The following is a 16,000-nucleotide window of genomic DNA, read 5'->3' on the forward strand; positions in this document are numbered from 1 at the left end:
GGCGACGGTGTTGCGTCGGATCGGACCGACGGCAGCGCGCGCACGCCGCCGCCTCCCGCGCGTTCAGGCCGGCGCACGCTGGTCTCCCCCCGCAGCGTCGCTGCCGTAGCGGCTGGTCGAGGTCTGGTAGTACTGCGCGCGGATGGCCGACATGGCCTCGATCAACTGTCCCCACGGCGCGGGAAAGCGTTCTTCCGCCATCACCCGGTGCAGCATGCGCGTATGGCCGGCCAGCTCGTCGTTGAGGAACTCCACCACAGGCATAGCCGGATAGCGCTGCAGCAGCAGGATCGCCGCGTTGTCGGCCTCGCCGGCCGACCTGTCCTTGTCGCGTCCATGCAGATCGTTCTGCAGGCGCCCTATCGCGGAGAGGAGTCGCAGGACCTGGCGAAACGCCGGACGCGCGCGCAAGGTCGCCATGTCCAGCCCCCACAGCAACGACAGGCAACAGAACACGTTCGTGTAGGCGATCGAATCGATGCCGTTGTGCAGGTACTCGGCGTAGGACCAGAGTTCCGCCCCTGCCGCCTGCGCGTGTCCGGCGCGCAGCGCCGCGCAGTAGCAGCGGGTATCGTCGAGAAGCTGAGCATAGTCGCGACGATCGTATGCGAGCGCGGCCAGCGAAGCGCGCAGCACAGCGCAGCCCTCGAATCCGGGGAGCGCGCACGGCACGCCCAGCCCCAGCGCCTGCTCTACCGCGGCGAGTTGCTCCGGCGCGACCAGGCCAAGGTCGTTGCAATCGTCGAGCCAGAACAGCAGCGCCAGTTCGCGATAGAACGCCACGATCAGCGTTTCGTCCTGCGGATCGCGGCCGGTGCGGGCGCTGGTGTCACGCAGGCTCGGGTGGATGCGCTGCAGGATGTACTGGCCGCCCCTGACCGCTTCCACGGCATGCTCGTCGGCGAACCCGGTCAGGGAACGCCCCCACTCCAGCACCTGCTGCAGCGCGCGTTCGGTCCGGATCATGGCGCCGCTCCTGCTCCCTCGGCCAGGACGCGCCGCCCCCAACGAAGCGCCAGCCACAACCCGGCGAGTTCGGCCACGCGCACGACCCGGGTGGGGCAATACAGTTCCTTGCCAATCCACAGCGGCGTCTGCGGCAATGCATGCGCCGCATGGCGGGCGAGCATCCACTCCCGCGCACGCGCCACAGCCTGCGCGATGCGCCGGCGCCCTGTCGGCTCTTCGCTCTCGTCCATCACGTGCAACGCGAACAGCGCATAGGCGGTTTCCTCGAATGTGGACGCGCGACCGGCGCCCCAGCCGCCGTCGTCGCGCTGCGCCTGCAGCAGCGCCGCCAGCGCGCGCTCGTCGCGCCACTGGGGCTTGCCTTGCGCCAGCGCAGCGATCGCATGCGCGGTGGGATACAGCCAGGAAACGTGCCATTTTTCGTTGTCCCATAGACTGTGCTGGTTGCGATTGGCCTCGACGTAGGCGCTGGTGCCGGCGGTGGGCTTTCCCAACAGTCGCAACGCATGCAGGGCATGGATGTTGGTCGACACCGAGGCATTGCGCTCGCCGGGGAAGGTGACGAACAGCTCGCCGATTTCGAAATGGCGCAACGCATCGACCGCCGGGGCGCGGCCTGCAAGGCGCAGGACGCACAACGCAACGGCGGTGTCGTCCCCATCGGCCGCGAAGTGCAAAGCTGGGCCCAGACCGCGCACGCCCAGGCGGGCGTCGAGCTGCGCGACGATCACGCGTACCGCCTCGGCGAGCGCGGGATGCGCGAACAGCCCGGCCAGATGCAGGGTGTACAGCGACCAGCATGGCTCGAACACATTGATCGGCCAGACGTTGGGAACGGCACCTTCGATGCCGCTGCGCGTCGCCCGCGATGCCGCCTGCAGATACGCGTCGGCGCGCCCGACCTGCGGCGTGCACCCCTGTGTCACGGCGTGCGCACGCCACGCGGCGGTGGCCGCCGGACTGAGGCCGATGCTGCCGTCGTCATCCGGGCATGCGGTGGTCGGCGACGTCCCCCAGGCTTCCCAGGAGTGCAGCAACGGATGGCCGCTCGGCAATGTCGCCACCCCCCCGAGCTTGACCCGGCACGCTTGCCGCAACGGCAACAGCGCCGGGTGGCGCGGAAACGCCACGCCGCCCAGCAAGGATGCGGCCTCGCCGCACAACTGCGGCAGGATCAGCTCCGCGCCGATCGGCGCGTCGTCCGGGACCGCGTGCGCGTAGGGATCGGGCTGGCTCTCGAGGAACCGGGTTGCAGCCTGGACTGCGTCGGCAGCGCCGGGAAGAGGATCGGCACGCTGCAATGCCAGCAACGCCGCCCACGTGGGCGCATGGCGAAACAGCGGGAAGTCCGCGCTTCCCCATCCGCCATCGGCCTGTTGCTGCCCGATGAGCCACGCGTATGCGTCCTGCCGACCGGTGACGTCGCCGTGGAACTGCAGAACTCGCGCCGTGTCGTAGACGGACGGACCGACGCTGCCGCCGTCGCTCATCTCGCCCAGCAGGTGGCGCAATTCGGAAAGGATCTGTTCGGACAGCGCGTTCACGCGGGATGTTCCTTCCGCAGACGGTTGACGAGAAACCAGGATCGGGCAGACGCCGCGCACGTCGCCGCAGGCCCGTCGCGCCCTGGCGCATGGGCAGCGCCGGACGGCCGCCCTGCTCCGGCGCGGCGACGCACCCCGATGCCGGCGCCGGTCCGCCGCATAGGCTTGCGCGCAGCGCGCCGCGTGCGCCGCTGCCGTGCTGGGCAGCCGCTGCGATCGGAGCCGCGGACTGGGACACAGTGCAGCATGCACCGCTGCCGCCGGCCGATCGCAGCGGCACGGGGGCGACTCCGTGCGGACGGGCGCCCTCATGCGCATGGCGCGTGCTTGAACAGATACGCGTTGGCCCGCTGCAGCATCTGCGCCAACCGTTCCGCACGCGGCCCTAGCGGGGCGATGGCCTCTCCGGCGTCGCGCAACAAATCCAGCGCGAACTGGCGCGCTGCCTGCAGCCCCATGATCGACGCGCAGGTCGGCTTCTGCGCCGCCGCGTCCTTGCCGGGGGTCTTGCCCAGCGTCGCGGTATCCGCTGTCGCGTCGAGAATGTCGTCGACCACCTGCAACGCCAGGCCGAAACAGGCGGTGTAGCGATCAAGCGCACAGTACAGCGCAGCGTGCGCGGCATCCTCCGCGATGGCGCATAGCGCGCCCATGCGTACGGACGCGCGCACTAGCGCTCCGCTCTTCATCCGGTGCATCGCCACGATCCTGTCCAGCTCGACGTGCTTTCCGACCAGCGACAGATCCATGGCCTGCCCGCCTGCGGCACCCTCGGCGGACACCGCCTGCGCCATTTCGCGCACGAGGGCGATACGGTTGTCGCCCGGCGCATCCAGGCTCGCTAGGGTCAGGAAGGAGTGCGCCTGCAGCGCATCGCCGACCAGGATCGCAGTGGCTTCGCCGAACTTGACGTGCACGGTCGGAAGGCCGCGGCGAAGCACGTCGTCATCCATCGCGGGCAGGTCGTCGTGGACCAGGGTACAGGCGTGCATCATCTCGATGGCGGCGCCGACGTCATCGAGCATGTGCGCCGGCGTGTCGGCCAGTGCGCCGGCAGCCAGACAGAGCAAGGCGCGGGTGCGCTTCCCGCCATGCAAGGTGGCGTAGCGCATCGCCGACATCAGCTCGGTCTCACCGTCGTCTTCGGCGCAGAGAAGACGCGCCAGTGCCTGTTCGATCCGCTTTGCGCCGTCCTGCATCCAGATCTCCGGGAGCAGCCTGCCGGATGCGCCGCGCGCCGGCGCGCCCAATCCGCCGAGCGCGGAAACGCCAGTTCGGTCGTCGTGTAGTGTGGAACCGGTCTGCATGTTGTTCATGTCCTTGTACCTGACACGGCCCCGGCGAGCGCCGAGCCACCGCGGTGTTGCCGGCGTCACACCGAGCGCGCCGAGTGCAGCAATGCCGCACGCCTCACCGGCGCCGCTGCCTCGCCACACGGGGCATGCGATGCCAGCTCATGAGAATCCGATGCGGATTGTCATGGACGGCTGTGCGGTCGGGTAATAGCGCCGGCCTTTTTCGACGCCGCTCAGCAACCGCGGCCGCACCCCGGCCTTGTGCATGGTCAGCGCCAAGGCGATGCAGAACTGCACCAGTTCCAACCATACCAAGTGGTAGCCGATGCAGACGTGTGGGCCGGTACCGAACTGCAGCATGTCCACTGGCCGGATCGGCTCCGTGCGTTGCAGCCACCGCGCCAGGCGGAACTGATCAGGCGCCTCATGCAGCAGCGCCGAGGTCGAGAAATGCAGCAGCGGGATGCACAGATGTGTGCCCGCGGGAATGCGCCGTTGGCCGAGTTGCAATTCCTGCAGCGCGCGACGCGGCAGGAGCGTGACCGCCGGATGGAGGCGCAGCGTCTCGCGGAACAGCGCCTCGGCGACCGGACACTGCGCCAGGTCCGCGTGCCGGGTCGGCACGGCGCCCACGCGTTGCGCCTCTTCGACCAGGGCGTCCCACAGCACAGGCTGCCGCGCCAGCTCGATCACCATCCAGGCCATCGTCGAGGCGGTGGTCTCGTGACCGCCAAGCAGCAGCAAGCGGATATTGGCGACCAGGACGTCATCGGAGAGCGCATCGTCGCTGCGATCGAAGGCGGTCACCATGTCGTTGATCAACCCGGTGCGCGCGGCATGCGCGCGCGCGTCGCGGACGAACTGGCGCAACTGCGCGTCGATCCAGTCGCGGGCGGCGCGGCCGCGCCGCAAGGGCAGCCCGGGCAGGTCGACCGGGGGCGCGACGATCAACTGCAGCAGTTGCCGGTACTTGCGATGCCATCCCGGCAGGTCCTGCGCGGGGATTCCCATGAGGCTGAAGATGAGCTTGAGCATCAGGTCGCCGGTTTCGCGCAGGATGGTTACGTCGCCGCGGTCGCGCCACGCCTGCACCCGCGCCCGGATGACGGGCGCGAACAGGTCGCCGATGCCGGCCTGGGTCAGCCCCTTGGGCAGGAACGCCGCCTTGATCGCATCGCGCGCCTGCCGGTGCGCGCCGCCGTCCTGGGCGACCAACGTTCCGCCGAGCAATTCGGGCGCGATCTCTTCGATCAGCGCCGAGGACACATCCTTGTGCCGGAGCAGTGCGAACGCAGCCGGATCCACGCAGGTCATCAGCTGTCCGGCAGGGCCGAAATCCAGCCAGAAGTGGCTGCCCAGCGTCCGTTCCGCGCGCCGCAGCAGGCGCGGCAGGTCGCCGACGATGGCGGGAAGATGCCCGACCAGGGGGAAAGCGCCGGGCACGACCGGGATGTCGTACCGCAGCCGGTGGCGACGGTTCAGCGGGTTAAGCAGCATGTCCATCCAGCTCCATCAGCAGCGCGGCGCCGCGGCCGCTTCGGCGGTGTCGCCGGCAGGCCGCGCGGCGCGGCTGTTGCCACCGTCGGCGTACGTCGGCACATGCGCCAGCATGCCGCCGTCGATGCACACGACCTGGCCGGTGATGAACGCGGCATCGTCGGAGAGCAGGAACGCCACCAGCGCGGCCACGTCCTCGGGGCTGCCGACGCGCGGCAGGAGCTGGTGCCGGCGCAGATGCCGCTGCATGCACTCGTCCAGCTTGGCGAGGAGACGCTCGGTCATGATGAGACCCGGCGCAACCGCGTTGCAGCGGATCTGCGCATGACCGTACTGGGTGGCGAGCGAGGCCGACAGCATGTTCATCGCTGCCTTCGACGCGGCGTAGGACGTCTGCGCGGTGTCACCGCTGAGCCCCTGGCACGACGACATGTTGACGATCGCGCCACCGCCGCGGGCGATCATCCGTGGAATGGCCTGCCGGCAGCAGAGCAGCGTGCCGCGCAGATTGGTCGCCATGGTCTGATCCCAGACCGCCAGGTCCAAGTCGAGGATCGCGCGGTCGCGCGGGGTCAGATGCATGGCGCTCGCGTTGTTCACCAGCAGGTCGACCCCACCGAAGTGCCGCTCCGCCGTCTCGAACAGCGCGGCCACCGCCTGCGCATCGGCGATGTCCATGGCCAGGGCCAGCGCGTGGCCCGCTTCGGCCTTGATCTGCGCGGTGCAGGCGATGGCCGCCGAGCCATCAATGTCGGCCACCACCACTCTGCCGCCCTCGCGCGCGATGGCGAGGGCGCATGCCTTGCCGATGCCGGCGCCGGCGCCGGTTACCACGGCCACCTTGCCTTCAAACCGTCCCATCGTGTCCTCCTGGATTGCGTTGGTCTTTCGCGGCATGCCGCTCGGCCTCCGCCGGAGAAGGCGCAGGGTCGGCGCTGGCGCGCTCGTCATCGCCAGCGTTGCTTTCGATGACCCGAATGGCGGCGACCGGGCACTGGCTGGCCGCCAGCCGCACGGCGGCGTGCAGCGCCTGCGGGACCGTCGCCACGCACACTTCGGCCACGCCGTCCGGTTCGCGCTGGCGAAAGGTGCCCGGCAGCGTCAGCACGCACTGCCCGGTGGTTCCGCACAGATCCTGGTCGACCACGACGCGCATCTCAGCCCCCCTGCGCACGCAGCCGCACCGGCAGCGCGCGGAAGGTCCTAAGGAACGCGGAGGGCTCCCGGGTCGGCTGCTCGGCCAATGCCAGCGTGGGGAAGCGCGCCTGGATCCGCGGCAGGCTCTCGGCCAACTGCACCCGGGCCAGTTGCGCACCGAGGCAGAAGTGAATGCCGTGGCCGAAGCTCAGCATGATCTTCCCGTCGGTCGACATGCCAGGACTGGTGCCGTAGAACCGCGCGGGATCGAAGCGGTCGGGATCGGCGAAGGCGTCCGGGTCGCGATTGCCGGCCGCGAGCAGCACGCGCACGTCCGCGTTCTTCGGGATCACCACGCCGTCCAGTTCGATGTCGCGCTGGGCGATACGCGGAATGGAGCTGAACATGGCGGGCGCGTCGCAGCGCAGGACTTCTTCGACGAATGCCTTCACCCCCACGGCGTCTCCCTGCAGCCAGTGCCGCTGTTCGGGATACGCCAGCATCGCCAGGACCGCATGGTCGATGCTCGCAGCAGTGGTGGCGAAGCCGCCCAGCAGCATGCCCCACAGCATGCTGATCAACTCCGCATCCGACAGCGTGTCGGCATCATCGTCGTGTGCGCCGACCAGCATCGACACGATGTCGTGGCGGGGATCGGTGCGCTTGCGCTGTATGAGGTCGCCGAAGTAGGCCTGCACCCTGGCGCTGGCCGCGTCCGCCGCGGCGAGCTGTGGATCGCTGGCGTGCGGGCTCAGGCCTTCCAGAATGGCGCCGATGCCGGCGGCGAGCCCGAACATGTCGTCCTGGGGCATGCCGAACAGTTCGGCGAAAACCAGCATGGGCAAGGCCAGCGCGAATTCCCGATGCAGGTCCACCGCCTCCCCGCGCTCAAGCGCGGGCGCGATGCCGTCCAGGCGCGCTGCGACGATGAGCGCGATGCTCGGCCGCAGGTTGTCGATCTGGCACATGGTGAAATCGCGCGAGATCAGCCGGCGCAGACGCGTATGCGTCGGTGGTTCCTTCATCGCTAGGGTGGACGCCAGCAGATTGAGTGACAGGCTGGTGGCCGCACGCGGGAAATAGCGCGCCAGTTCGCCCGGCGCCGGTCCCCGAAACGCATCGCCCGTGGCCTTGAGCGCCCAGTAGATGTCGGCGTGGCGGCTCAACAGAAAGAGGCCCGACGCCGCACGATGCACCGGATCGTGCTCGCGCAACCACCGCATGAACGGATACGGGTCGTGGATGCACGCTGGCGATGCCAGTTCGGCGAAGGCGTCCCGGCATGCTGCCGTGGCTTCTTGCACGTCCATCTTGGTTACCTGTTGGCTGGCTGATCTGACCGGCGTGCGCTAGGCGCGCCGGCAAATTGCGGAGAAGATCGCGATTCTCGGCGGCGTCCGCGCATCACCAGAGCACCGGGAACTCTTCGAACCCGCCAGTGATGATCTCCTTGCGCAACTTCAGTTCTTCCGGCGCCACGGCCAGGCGCAGCGCGGGAAAGCGCTGGAAGATCGAACCGAACACCACCTTGAGTTCCAGCCTGGCCAGCGCCATGCCGATGCAGTAGTGCGGCCCGTAGGAGAACGCCAGGTGCGGCTTTTCATCGCGTCCGATGTCGAAGATTTCCGGGTCGTCGAAATGGCGCGGATCGAACGACGTCGCCGGCAGGCCGACTAGCACCTTGCTCTCCGCGGGAATATGCACGCCCGCGATGGTCACGTCGGTCCTCGGATAGCGCATGATGCCGTCCCAGCCCGCGCCCGGCGGGTACATGCGCAGGATTTCCTCCACCGCCTTGTCCAACAGGGATGGATCGCCGACCAGGCGTTCGCGCTGTTGCGGATGGCGGAACATGGCCAGCAGGCCGAATTCGATCTGCGCGACGGTGCTTTCGTGCCCCGCCACCAGCATGCCCGCCGCCAGGCCGATCGCCTCTTCCTCGGTCGCCTTGCCTTGGTCGACCGCCGCGAGCAGATCCGTCAGCAGGTTGTCGCCCGGGTCCTGGCGCTTGTCCCGCATCTTGCCGCGAATGTAGGCGCGCAGTTCTTCCCAGGCCAGGCGCGACGCGCTGCGCGGGCCGCTTTCATGCTGGTGCGTCATCACCTCGTCGGACAGCCCGGCGAAAAAGGCGTGATCCTCGTAGAGCACGCCCATCAGCGCGCTGATGACCATGGCCGGAAGCGGAAAGGAGAGGTGGCACCGCAGGTCGGCGGGCTGGGGCTGGGCCGCCAGCGTCTCAAACAACTGCGCGGCGATCGCCTCGACCTGCTGCGCGAGCAGCTTCACCCTGCCGTTGCTGAAGGCCGGCGCCACGATCGTGCGTAACCGGGCATGCTCGCCCCCCTCGTGCGAGACCAGCCACCCCGGCGAACCGAGAATCACCGAATCCGGGGTGAATGCCGCCGGCGGCATTCCCGCGGGCCGGAACGCCGCGTCGGACAGCACCGCCTTGGCCTCGTCGTAGCCTGTCACCCACCAGCCTTCGTGCCCGGACGGGAAGCGCACGCGGTGGATTGGACCGTTGGCGCTTAGCGCCAACATCTCGGGCGAGGGCTCGATGTGATCGACGCGCCACATGGGCAGCGTCGGCAAGGGTTGTTCGGACATGGTGGCACTTCACTCTCTAAGCGATGGAAGGGCGGAAGGTGACCGGCAGGCGCTGCGGGCAGCGAATGACGTAAGACGGCATGTAGACGACGTCCTCCGCGGCGTAGCCCGACTTGATTATCAAGATCGGCCAACGTGTAACTGCCTAGGCATACCGCGCGGCGAGATGCCGAACTTATCTACGCCTTCGAGTTCAGGATAAGGCGAGTGTGGTGGGCCTTCGCAGCCGGCCATCACGATTTCCTGCGCAAGGGTCGACAAGGGCGGTGAGCCTTTTGTCGGGGGCGGTTTCGCCGAGGCCCCGTCCCATCTATCTGATGCGGATTTGACATCTTGCTTTTCTTTCTTCGTTCCATCGATCGGGGTGTCATCCACGAATGAAGGTCGGTCGGCGGCTCCCGGCTCGCAACGAAGGAGCAGCAAAACTCGTGCCAATGTGGCCGACCCAGCAGAAGAAAAACATTGTGATTGCTTTTCAGCGGATTAGCTGAGGCCACAAGAGCTCGGCGAAATAGGCCGGTGTCGCGGACCCAACAAAGGCGACAGAACAGTGTCGGATAAGTACCGTCGTCTGACGTCAGACTGGCGACACCTTCTTTATCGGTTGTCCTGTCCTGGCATGATGGCAGGCCACCTGACCGTGTGCCCCAATAGGGGAGGCCGGTACCGTCGCCTTAACTCGGCGCGAAGGTTGGCGTCGTAGGTCGCGCCATGACGGAACGTCCTGCCGACCCCGCCAGTCATCTTTACAAGGCCATCGTTTTCGGGCTGAAATCATCAGCCATGCGGTGTGGCTCTACTTCCGCTTTCTGCTCAGCCCTCGCCATGTCGAATGCTCGCCGTTCGCGGCATCACGGTCTCCTTCCAGACCGTGGGCGAATGGGCAGGCAAGTTCGGAGCCGCATATGCCCGCCAGATCCATCGGATGTCCAAGGCGCCTTGGCCGACAAATGGCACCTTGATGAGATGGTCGTTTCCATCAAGGGCAGGAAACACTGGCTGTGGCGAGCGGTCGATGCAAACGGCCATGTTCTCGACGCTCTTGTGCAAAGCCGAAGAGACCGTAAGGTGCGCTGAGGCTGCTGCACAAGCTGCTCAAGCAACATGGCATCGCGCCACTACAGACAAGCTTCGTTGATATGGCGCGGCAAAGAACGAACTCATGCCCGACGTGGAACATCGCTCCCACAAAGGTTGAACCGATAGCAAATCTCTTCCACTATCCGCGCAACCTTCTCACCTCAGCCCAGTAACGCAAACTTCGAACGGCCTCCATGGAAACATGGAGTCGGATTATGCCGACGGCGGGGTGAAAACGGCCCTCGAGCCTCCGCACGCTTCAACCGAGTTAAGCCGACGGTACCGAATGAGCAGCAGTGCCTTGAGCCGCTTGCCGCAACCTCGATCGGAAGCTTCTCATAGCGCAATCAAGGCGCCCCGAGCAGCTTCATCATAGAGCGACGGGCGTTGACGGGTCTGGCGATGCCTCGGCTCCGGGTAGGTGCTCAGGGCACAGATTCCGGACTTTTCGTGATACCGCGTCGCGGCGATGAACTCCTCCAAGATCCTGCGCTTGTCCCGAGTCATTTCGGCCGCATAGCGATCCCTGACTGCATTGGCGCGTTCCATACACATGGCATGTGTCAACTTCGTCTTCATGATGCCTCCCTCCTGGTGAAGGCATCATGGCGACCCGCGCCTTCACGGGTAACATTTTAGGTGAGGCAACGAACCCGCGCGGTAACATTTTCCTTGAGGCAATGCGCACCGCTAACCAAGATTCGCCTGACATTGGATTGGCACGATTGCTCGGGCACGTTAGAGGCTGGCTACAACAATGGCGGTCATCTTCGGATTGCGGGGCTCCCTGCCGAAGCGTGTGTTGAAGTCCGCCATGAACTCGGGCACCCCACAGGCCAACCAAACCTCCAGGACCGGCTTGTGAAGGAACTGCACCTGCGCGACATCAGTACGATCGAGGCGGCCAATGCCCCTGACAAAGATCGACCCTTCGCGCTTCAAGGAAAAGTACCTGAGAATGGTGCAGCGGCTTGTGAAGGCCTGGCGCATGGAAAATGGCTGGACATCATCCTCGATCGCGGTTCGATGAATCGCTGGCCCCACGGCGCTCGGTAACATTCCTCGCTGAGGCAATAGGAGGGGTCAAATCCTCACTTCGCTTGACACGGTGATCGACCGGTTGAATTCGCCTTGCCCACTCCTCAAGCGACAGGTCTTGCTCGCGATACACGTCGTCGGAGAACATAAGGCCAGTTTCAGCCAACTTGATCTGTACTTCGAGAAAGTCCAGTGAATCAATATTGCACTCCCGCACTATCGAGCTGGGTAATACCCATTTTCGCGTGACGGCGTGTACCGCCTCCAGCAAATGGTCTAATGGTGACCTCGTTGCATGTTCTTTCTGGGGTACCGCACAACCCAAGGCTGCCTTCAGCGCCTCCTTTGCTGTTCTGTCAAGCGCGCGCTGGTCCAGTTTTCCATTGGCAGTTAACGGAAGCTCGACAAGAGGCACAACGAGCCTCGGAACACGATCATTCGGCAGGGTATCCGACAGCCGCTGGCGAACTTCATCCACATTGGCGCTGACAGGTGTCACCATGCAGACCAGATCCTGCCCCGTGTCATCGTTTCTATCTACCACGACCACCGCTGAATCTGAGCAAAGGCCGGTCCGATCAATCGCGCTGGCAATCTCCCCTTTTTCGAGCCGGATTCCTCGATACGTGATCTGATCATCCTTTCTACCGATAAACCTCAATCCATTTTCCTCTGATGCCACGACATAATCACCAGTGCGGTACAGCACTTGTTCACCGTTAGCGGTCATAAATGGCATAAAGCGAAGTTTCGACTGTGCTTCGTCCGCCACATAACGTTGGGACGTTTGCACACCACCCACCAAGAGTTCGCCCTCAACTTCAAAACCAACGTTGGAGTTGCTTTCGTCAAGAACATAGAAATCAACGTTACATGTTGGTTTGCCGATGAACATCGGAAGCTCTGCATCATCACGACGGCAGTAGTGATAGCTAACCGCGACGCAGCACTCCGTTGGCCCATAGGTGTTTACAAGCGTAGCGTCAGGAAGAATCGAGTAAAAACGCCGTCTAACCGAGTCCGGTAAGGCTTCACCATTACATACCACATATCTGAGGTCGGTGAACCGCTCCGCCAAAGAGGGGAGACGTTCAAGGGTTCCGACGAAGCGTCGTAGCAGTGTTGGTACCATCTGAATGACGTTCGTGCGGCTATGAGTTAGGAATTCTATTGTTTGAATGATCTGCGCTCGCAGTTGCGTACTAGGCAAGACAATTGTCCCGCCTGTCACAAACGGTACAAAGAACTCGGGGATTGAGACGTCGAATGCTGGTGGCGTAAGTTGCGAAATGCTGCTGCCCTCCGAAAAGTCGATCATTTCGATATACCAATCGAGCAAATTCAGGAGGGCTGCCTGGGAGACAGGTACCCCTTTCGGGATCCCCGTGCTTCCCGAAGTGTGCATGATATATGCTATGTTCGAGAACGCTGAGTTGATGCCACCGCGTGTCGGAAGACGCTCAACGCGCATCGAACCGCTTGGATCCGAACTAGCGATCGCTTTGGCGTCGGTGTTGCGGATTATATGGTCCAACCGTTCGCCTGAATTCGATGGATCAACGGGCACGAAGGCAACGCCCAGCATTTGGGTTGCAAGAATGACGGTGACAAGATCAACTGATCGAGGAAGTCTGACAATCACCGCGTCACCGGGACGGACGCCGACGGTCTCGAGTCGACCCATAAGACTGGCCGCGGATATGCCCAACTCCTTATAGGTTATGTCGCCATTCTCGTTCGTGTGCACAGCGGTGTTCGACGGAAATTCTTCCAGAGTCTTGGCGATAGCATCGGCTAGCTTGTCGCCGCCAAAACGTAACGGCCGGCGCGGACCTGACAGGATCGATGTGAGCGTTTGCATCGTAGGTCTCCACTGCAGTTTTCGGTCAACCGCCCTGCGGTGCTCAGAAATCACTTGGACACTTCGCCGGAACGCCGCCAATCCCATTTTCGTCTAGCGTTGCGACTTGGGAGCTTCAACAATCGTGCCAATTGCGCGGAGAGAGCCGGAGCACGTTATCCACGGAGTATACAATGGAGTACAACACGACATCATCGAAGGCTGATCGTGTAACAATCTTCAAAACCCGACAGCAGTTGTCGGCTACCCGACGTTCTCCGACAAAGGAATTCCTTCGCGATGTACAAGCAGCCACACCGTCCGCCGGTTCTTTTTCTTCGTGTTCCCCTGCGCCGATTGTGCCGCGACAGGTGCGGCGGATTGCTGCCATTTGTGGTGTACTAACCTCCGCAATGAACCATCATGCCAACGATGATTCTGCGCCCGAAATCGCCCCGGCGCCGTCACGTCACGCAGCCCGCCACCCGGCTGTCGCCGTGCCGAGCCGGCTGCGCAAGGCGGTCGAGGCGACGCAAACCGTTTAGGATGCTGCCCTTGCCACCGGCGCGGCCATCGCCATGCTGGATACGGTTGTCCGCCGCGACGAAAAAAGGGCCGGCGTGACGCGCCGGCCGTGGTGGCGGCGCGGCCCGCAGAGGAGCTTCTGACGAAGAAAAATCTCGCCGCAGTGTTGGAGGAATTCGGTTCTTTCGCCCGCGACGAAGCGGCGGTCAGCGATCTGGCGGACGCGCTGCGGCGGCTCGCCACGACCGAAGGCGCGGTCGGGATGCTGACCGGCGCCTACGCGGTCGTCGAGGGCCACGGCCTGCCACGCGCCATGGGACCCTGGCTTGCCGACGCGCTACTCGCCCAAAAACTGGGCTGGCAGTATGCCGTCCCGCTCCTGGGCACCGAGGCGTTCTAGGCATGAGCGCTCGCCCGCGTCGATCGGCAACGAGCTCTCCGGTGACGGGCATTGAGACAGAAACCGAGCGTGCGAAAGCTCTGCTTTCTGCCCAGGCGCGCGGGGCGCTGCGCGCCATCGATCTCTCGGCGGGGCTCGAACGCCGCGCGGGACCGGTTGCTCGCCGTCGCCCCAAAACTCAGGGCCAAGGGGGCGGACACCGTCAACGGTCGATTGCTGAACGACGACGCGCTCGTTTTCGACGCTGCGATAGGCGCCGGTTGCCGCACGAGATCGTCTAGGGTGACGGACGAAACGATGTCCGGCTCAACAAAGGGAACTCTCGCCAAGGCATCAATGGCGTCAACATTTCGCCAGCTACGCGGAACTGCCTCAGAGAATGTCCAAAGTGCTCGTCGGGCTACGGCGCTACCCTTTGCCGCTGCGACTCCAAAGGCTTGCACCCTCAAGGCATGATCAGGGCTCGCGGAGCCAATCTCGATCAATTGAGTGCAGACGTCGTCGTCAAGCTGATCATAACGTTCCAACGCATCAATGGCAGCTCCGTCAACCGGAAAAGATGGCTGCTCGTCATGATATGGTTCGGCATCAGACCAACTGTCGCGGCAGCTGCAAATCAGACAAAGATTACGCCGCCCGCACCTTTTCCCTTCGCCCGCACCGACCCGAGTAACGCAACGATTTCTTGCACACGTCTTTGCTGGGTCACTGCGTCAGCAGAGGCGATTTGCAGCTCTCGCAGCAGGGCGGCATCGTCATTCGACTCCAGCTCTAATGGACCGGCGCCCATTCCCGATAACAGCCATGAGGGGCTCACGCCCAGGATGCCCGCCATTGTGGCAAGGCGATTGGATTGCGGCGCGGCGCGGTCGCATTCCCAGGCCTTCCAGCATGCCGTCTCGACACCAAGTCGAGTTGCAGCCTGCGCCATTGTAAGTTTGGTAAGCTCGCGAGCGAACGAAATACGTCCCCCTAGAGTATCAGATGACGCGAAATCATTAGTGTGGGTTTGAGTGAGAATCAGCTCGGTCTCCCTATGCTTTGGTTCAATCCTTTTCGGGCGATGACCTGCTGCGTATTCCGACCGAGACGGCCATCGATTCGATTTGAAGCGCCAGTCTGAACAGGGCTCTACCCCGATCCTTAAAGGGCACGTATATACGGTGCAACCTTCAAATCTTTGACAACGATACGCTTCCGGACTCGGGCCGCGCGCCATGGTCAAACGTCACATGGTCGAATTTTCTTACGGAGTGCCCTGCGGCGCCATGGCCGGACCCTCTTTGAGAAGGGCCACCGCGCGCGTCCATCCGGCAGAGGCACCTTTGATCTTTACTGGAAAGCAGGTAATCGTAAAGCCCTTGGCCGGAAGCTGGTCGAGGTTGGTCAGTTTTTCGAGGTGGCAATAACCGATCTCGGTTCCCGCCTTGTGTCCTTCCCAGATGATGCTGGCGTCGCCGGTTTCAGCGTAACGTTTGGCGGTGAAGGGAAAGGGGGCATCCCAGCTCCATGCGTCCGTGCCGGTCACGCGCACGCCGCGTGAGGTCAGGAAAAGCGTGGCCTCGCGGCCCATGCCGCATCCCTTGCCCAGATAGGCCGGGCTGCCATAAGCGGCTGCGGCCGAAGTGTTGACCAGCACAATTTCCAGCGGGCTCAACGTGTGGTCTATGCGGGCAAGCTCGGCCTCAACGTCGGCGGCGGTCACCACATAACCGTCTGGCAGATGACGGAAGTCCAGCTTCACACCCGGCTGCATACACCAGTCCAGTGGTACTTCGTCGATGGTCATTGCCCGTTCTCCACCGTTCATGGTGGGGTGATAGTGCCATGGCGCATCGAGGTGGGTGCCGTTGTGCGTGTTGACCTTGCACTCTTCCACTGCCCAGCCATAGCCACCGGGCAGCTGATCCACGCCGAGTCCGGGAAAGAACTTCACCATGCCTTCAGCGCTTTCGCGATGCCCGATATAAGTGATCGCGGGGCGGATCGGCAGCGGGTCCGCTGGCGTTTCATTGTCGAGAGCGATGGAGAGATCGATGATACGGCGGGTCATGGAGTTCCTCCTCAA

Annotated in this window: 15 protein-coding genes and 1 pseudogene; 3 read left to right on the top strand and 13 right to left on the bottom strand. The window is 64.2% G+C overall.

Going from position 1 to position 16,000, the window contains the following annotated elements; all coding sequences use genetic code 11:
- Nucleotides 1-63 precede the first annotated feature (63 nt).
- The 8 genes from OHD62_RS33010 to OHD62_RS33045 form a co-directional block, all read right to left on the bottom strand.
- On the bottom strand, nucleotides 64-966 hold the full coding sequence (locus OHD62_RS33010; RefSeq protein WP_263791637.1) for a terpene synthase family protein: 903 nt from the start codon (nucleotides 964-966) through the stop codon (nucleotides 64-66).
- Entirely contained in the window at nucleotides 963-2,513 is a 1,551-nt protein-coding gene (locus OHD62_RS33015; protein WP_263791638.1) for a hypothetical protein, read from the bottom strand. Before OHD62_RS33015 ends, OHD62_RS33010 begins: the two co-directional genes overlap by 4 nt.
- A gap of 308 nt (nucleotides 2,514-2,821) precedes the next feature.
- Complete coding sequence (locus OHD62_RS33020) at nucleotides 2,822-3,820, bottom strand: polyprenyl synthetase family protein (protein WP_263791675.1); 999 nt, start codon at nucleotides 3,818-3,820, stop codon at nucleotides 2,822-2,824.
- 147 nt (nucleotides 3,821-3,967) lie between these two features.
- Nucleotides 3,968-5,311 (bottom strand): cytochrome P450, encoded by a 1,344-nt coding sequence (locus tag OHD62_RS33025; protein WP_263791639.1) that lies wholly within the window; start codon nucleotides 5,309-5,311, stop codon nucleotides 3,968-3,970.
- A gap of 9 nt (nucleotides 5,312-5,320) precedes the next feature.
- Complete coding sequence (locus OHD62_RS33030; protein ID WP_263791677.1) at nucleotides 5,321-6,166, bottom strand: SDR family oxidoreductase; 846 nt, start codon at nucleotides 6,164-6,166, stop codon at nucleotides 5,321-5,323.
- Nucleotides 6,153-6,461 (bottom strand): ferredoxin, encoded by a 309-nt coding sequence (locus OHD62_RS33035; protein WP_006204698.1) that lies wholly within the window; start codon nucleotides 6,459-6,461, stop codon nucleotides 6,153-6,155. Before OHD62_RS33035 ends, OHD62_RS33030 begins: the two co-directional genes overlap by 14 nt.
- 1 nt (nucleotide 6,462) lies before the next feature.
- On the bottom strand, nucleotides 6,463-7,752 hold the full coding sequence (locus OHD62_RS33040; RefSeq protein ID WP_263791640.1) for a cytochrome P450: 1,290 nt from the start codon (nucleotides 7,750-7,752) through the stop codon (nucleotides 6,463-6,465).
- A 94-nt stretch (nucleotides 7,753-7,846) separates the two neighbouring features.
- On the bottom strand, nucleotides 7,847-9,049 hold the full coding sequence (locus OHD62_RS33045) for a cytochrome P450 (RefSeq protein ID WP_263791641.1): 1,203 nt from the start codon (nucleotides 9,047-9,049) through the stop codon (nucleotides 7,847-7,849).
- 711 nt (nucleotides 9,050-9,760) lie between these two features.
- On the opposite strand from OHD62_RS33045, the pseudogene OHD62_RS33050 reads away from it, so the two are divergent.
- A pseudogene (locus OHD62_RS33050) lies at nucleotides 9,761-10,184 on the top strand (IS6 family transposase); the annotation flags it as partial.
- 281 nt (nucleotides 10,185-10,465) lie between these two features.
- Here the strand turns inward: OHD62_RS33050 and OHD62_RS33055 are convergent.
- The 3 genes from OHD62_RS33055 to OHD62_RS33065 form a co-directional block, all read right to left on the bottom strand.
- Entirely contained in the window at nucleotides 10,466-10,708 is a 243-nt protein-coding gene (locus OHD62_RS33055; RefSeq protein ID WP_006204694.1) for a hypothetical protein, read from the bottom strand.
- Between the two features lie 159 nt (nucleotides 10,709-10,867).
- A complete protein-coding gene (locus OHD62_RS33060; RefSeq protein WP_006204693.1) occupies nucleotides 10,868-11,071 on the bottom strand; it encodes a hypothetical protein in 204 nt (67 codons plus the stop codon).
- 64 nt (nucleotides 11,072-11,135) lie between these two features.
- Nucleotides 11,136-13,028 (bottom strand): amino acid adenylation domain-containing protein, encoded by a 1,893-nt coding sequence (locus tag OHD62_RS33065; protein WP_263791647.1) that lies wholly within the window; start codon nucleotides 13,026-13,028, stop codon nucleotides 11,136-11,138.
- 173 nt (nucleotides 13,029-13,201) lie between these two features.
- On the opposite strand from OHD62_RS33065, the gene OHD62_RS33070 reads away from it, so the two are divergent.
- Complete coding sequence (locus OHD62_RS33070) at nucleotides 13,202-13,552, top strand: hypothetical protein (RefSeq protein WP_263791649.1); 351 nt, start codon at nucleotides 13,202-13,204, stop codon at nucleotides 13,550-13,552.
- An 89-nt stretch (nucleotides 13,553-13,641) separates the two neighbouring features.
- Nucleotides 13,642-13,932: a DUF1403 family protein gene (locus OHD62_RS35640; RefSeq protein ID WP_050900817.1), complete on the top strand. Its 291-nt coding sequence runs from the start codon at nucleotides 13,642-13,644 to the stop codon at nucleotides 13,930-13,932.
- A 616-nt stretch (nucleotides 13,933-14,548) separates the two neighbouring features.
- Here OHD62_RS35640 and OHD62_RS33080 read toward each other — a convergent pair.
- Together OHD62_RS33080 and OHD62_RS33085 are read right to left on the bottom strand one after the other, a co-directional pair.
- Nucleotides 14,549-14,863 carry a hypothetical protein gene (locus tag OHD62_RS33080; RefSeq protein WP_006204690.1) on the bottom strand — a complete coding sequence of 105 codons (315 nt, stop codon included), beginning with the start codon at nucleotides 14,861-14,863 and terminating at the stop codon, nucleotides 14,549-14,551.
- Nucleotides 14,864-15,178: 315 nt separating this feature from the next.
- Entirely contained in the window at nucleotides 15,179-15,985 is an 807-nt protein-coding gene (locus tag OHD62_RS33085) for a cyclase family protein (RefSeq protein WP_006204689.1), read from the bottom strand.
- Nucleotides 15,986-16,000: the final 15 nt, after the last annotated feature.

The organism is Mesorhizobium sp. YC-39 (assembly GCF_025753795.1).
In the GTDB taxonomy this organism is placed as follows: domain Bacteria; phylum Pseudomonadota; class Alphaproteobacteria; order Rhizobiales; family Rhizobiaceae; genus Mesorhizobium.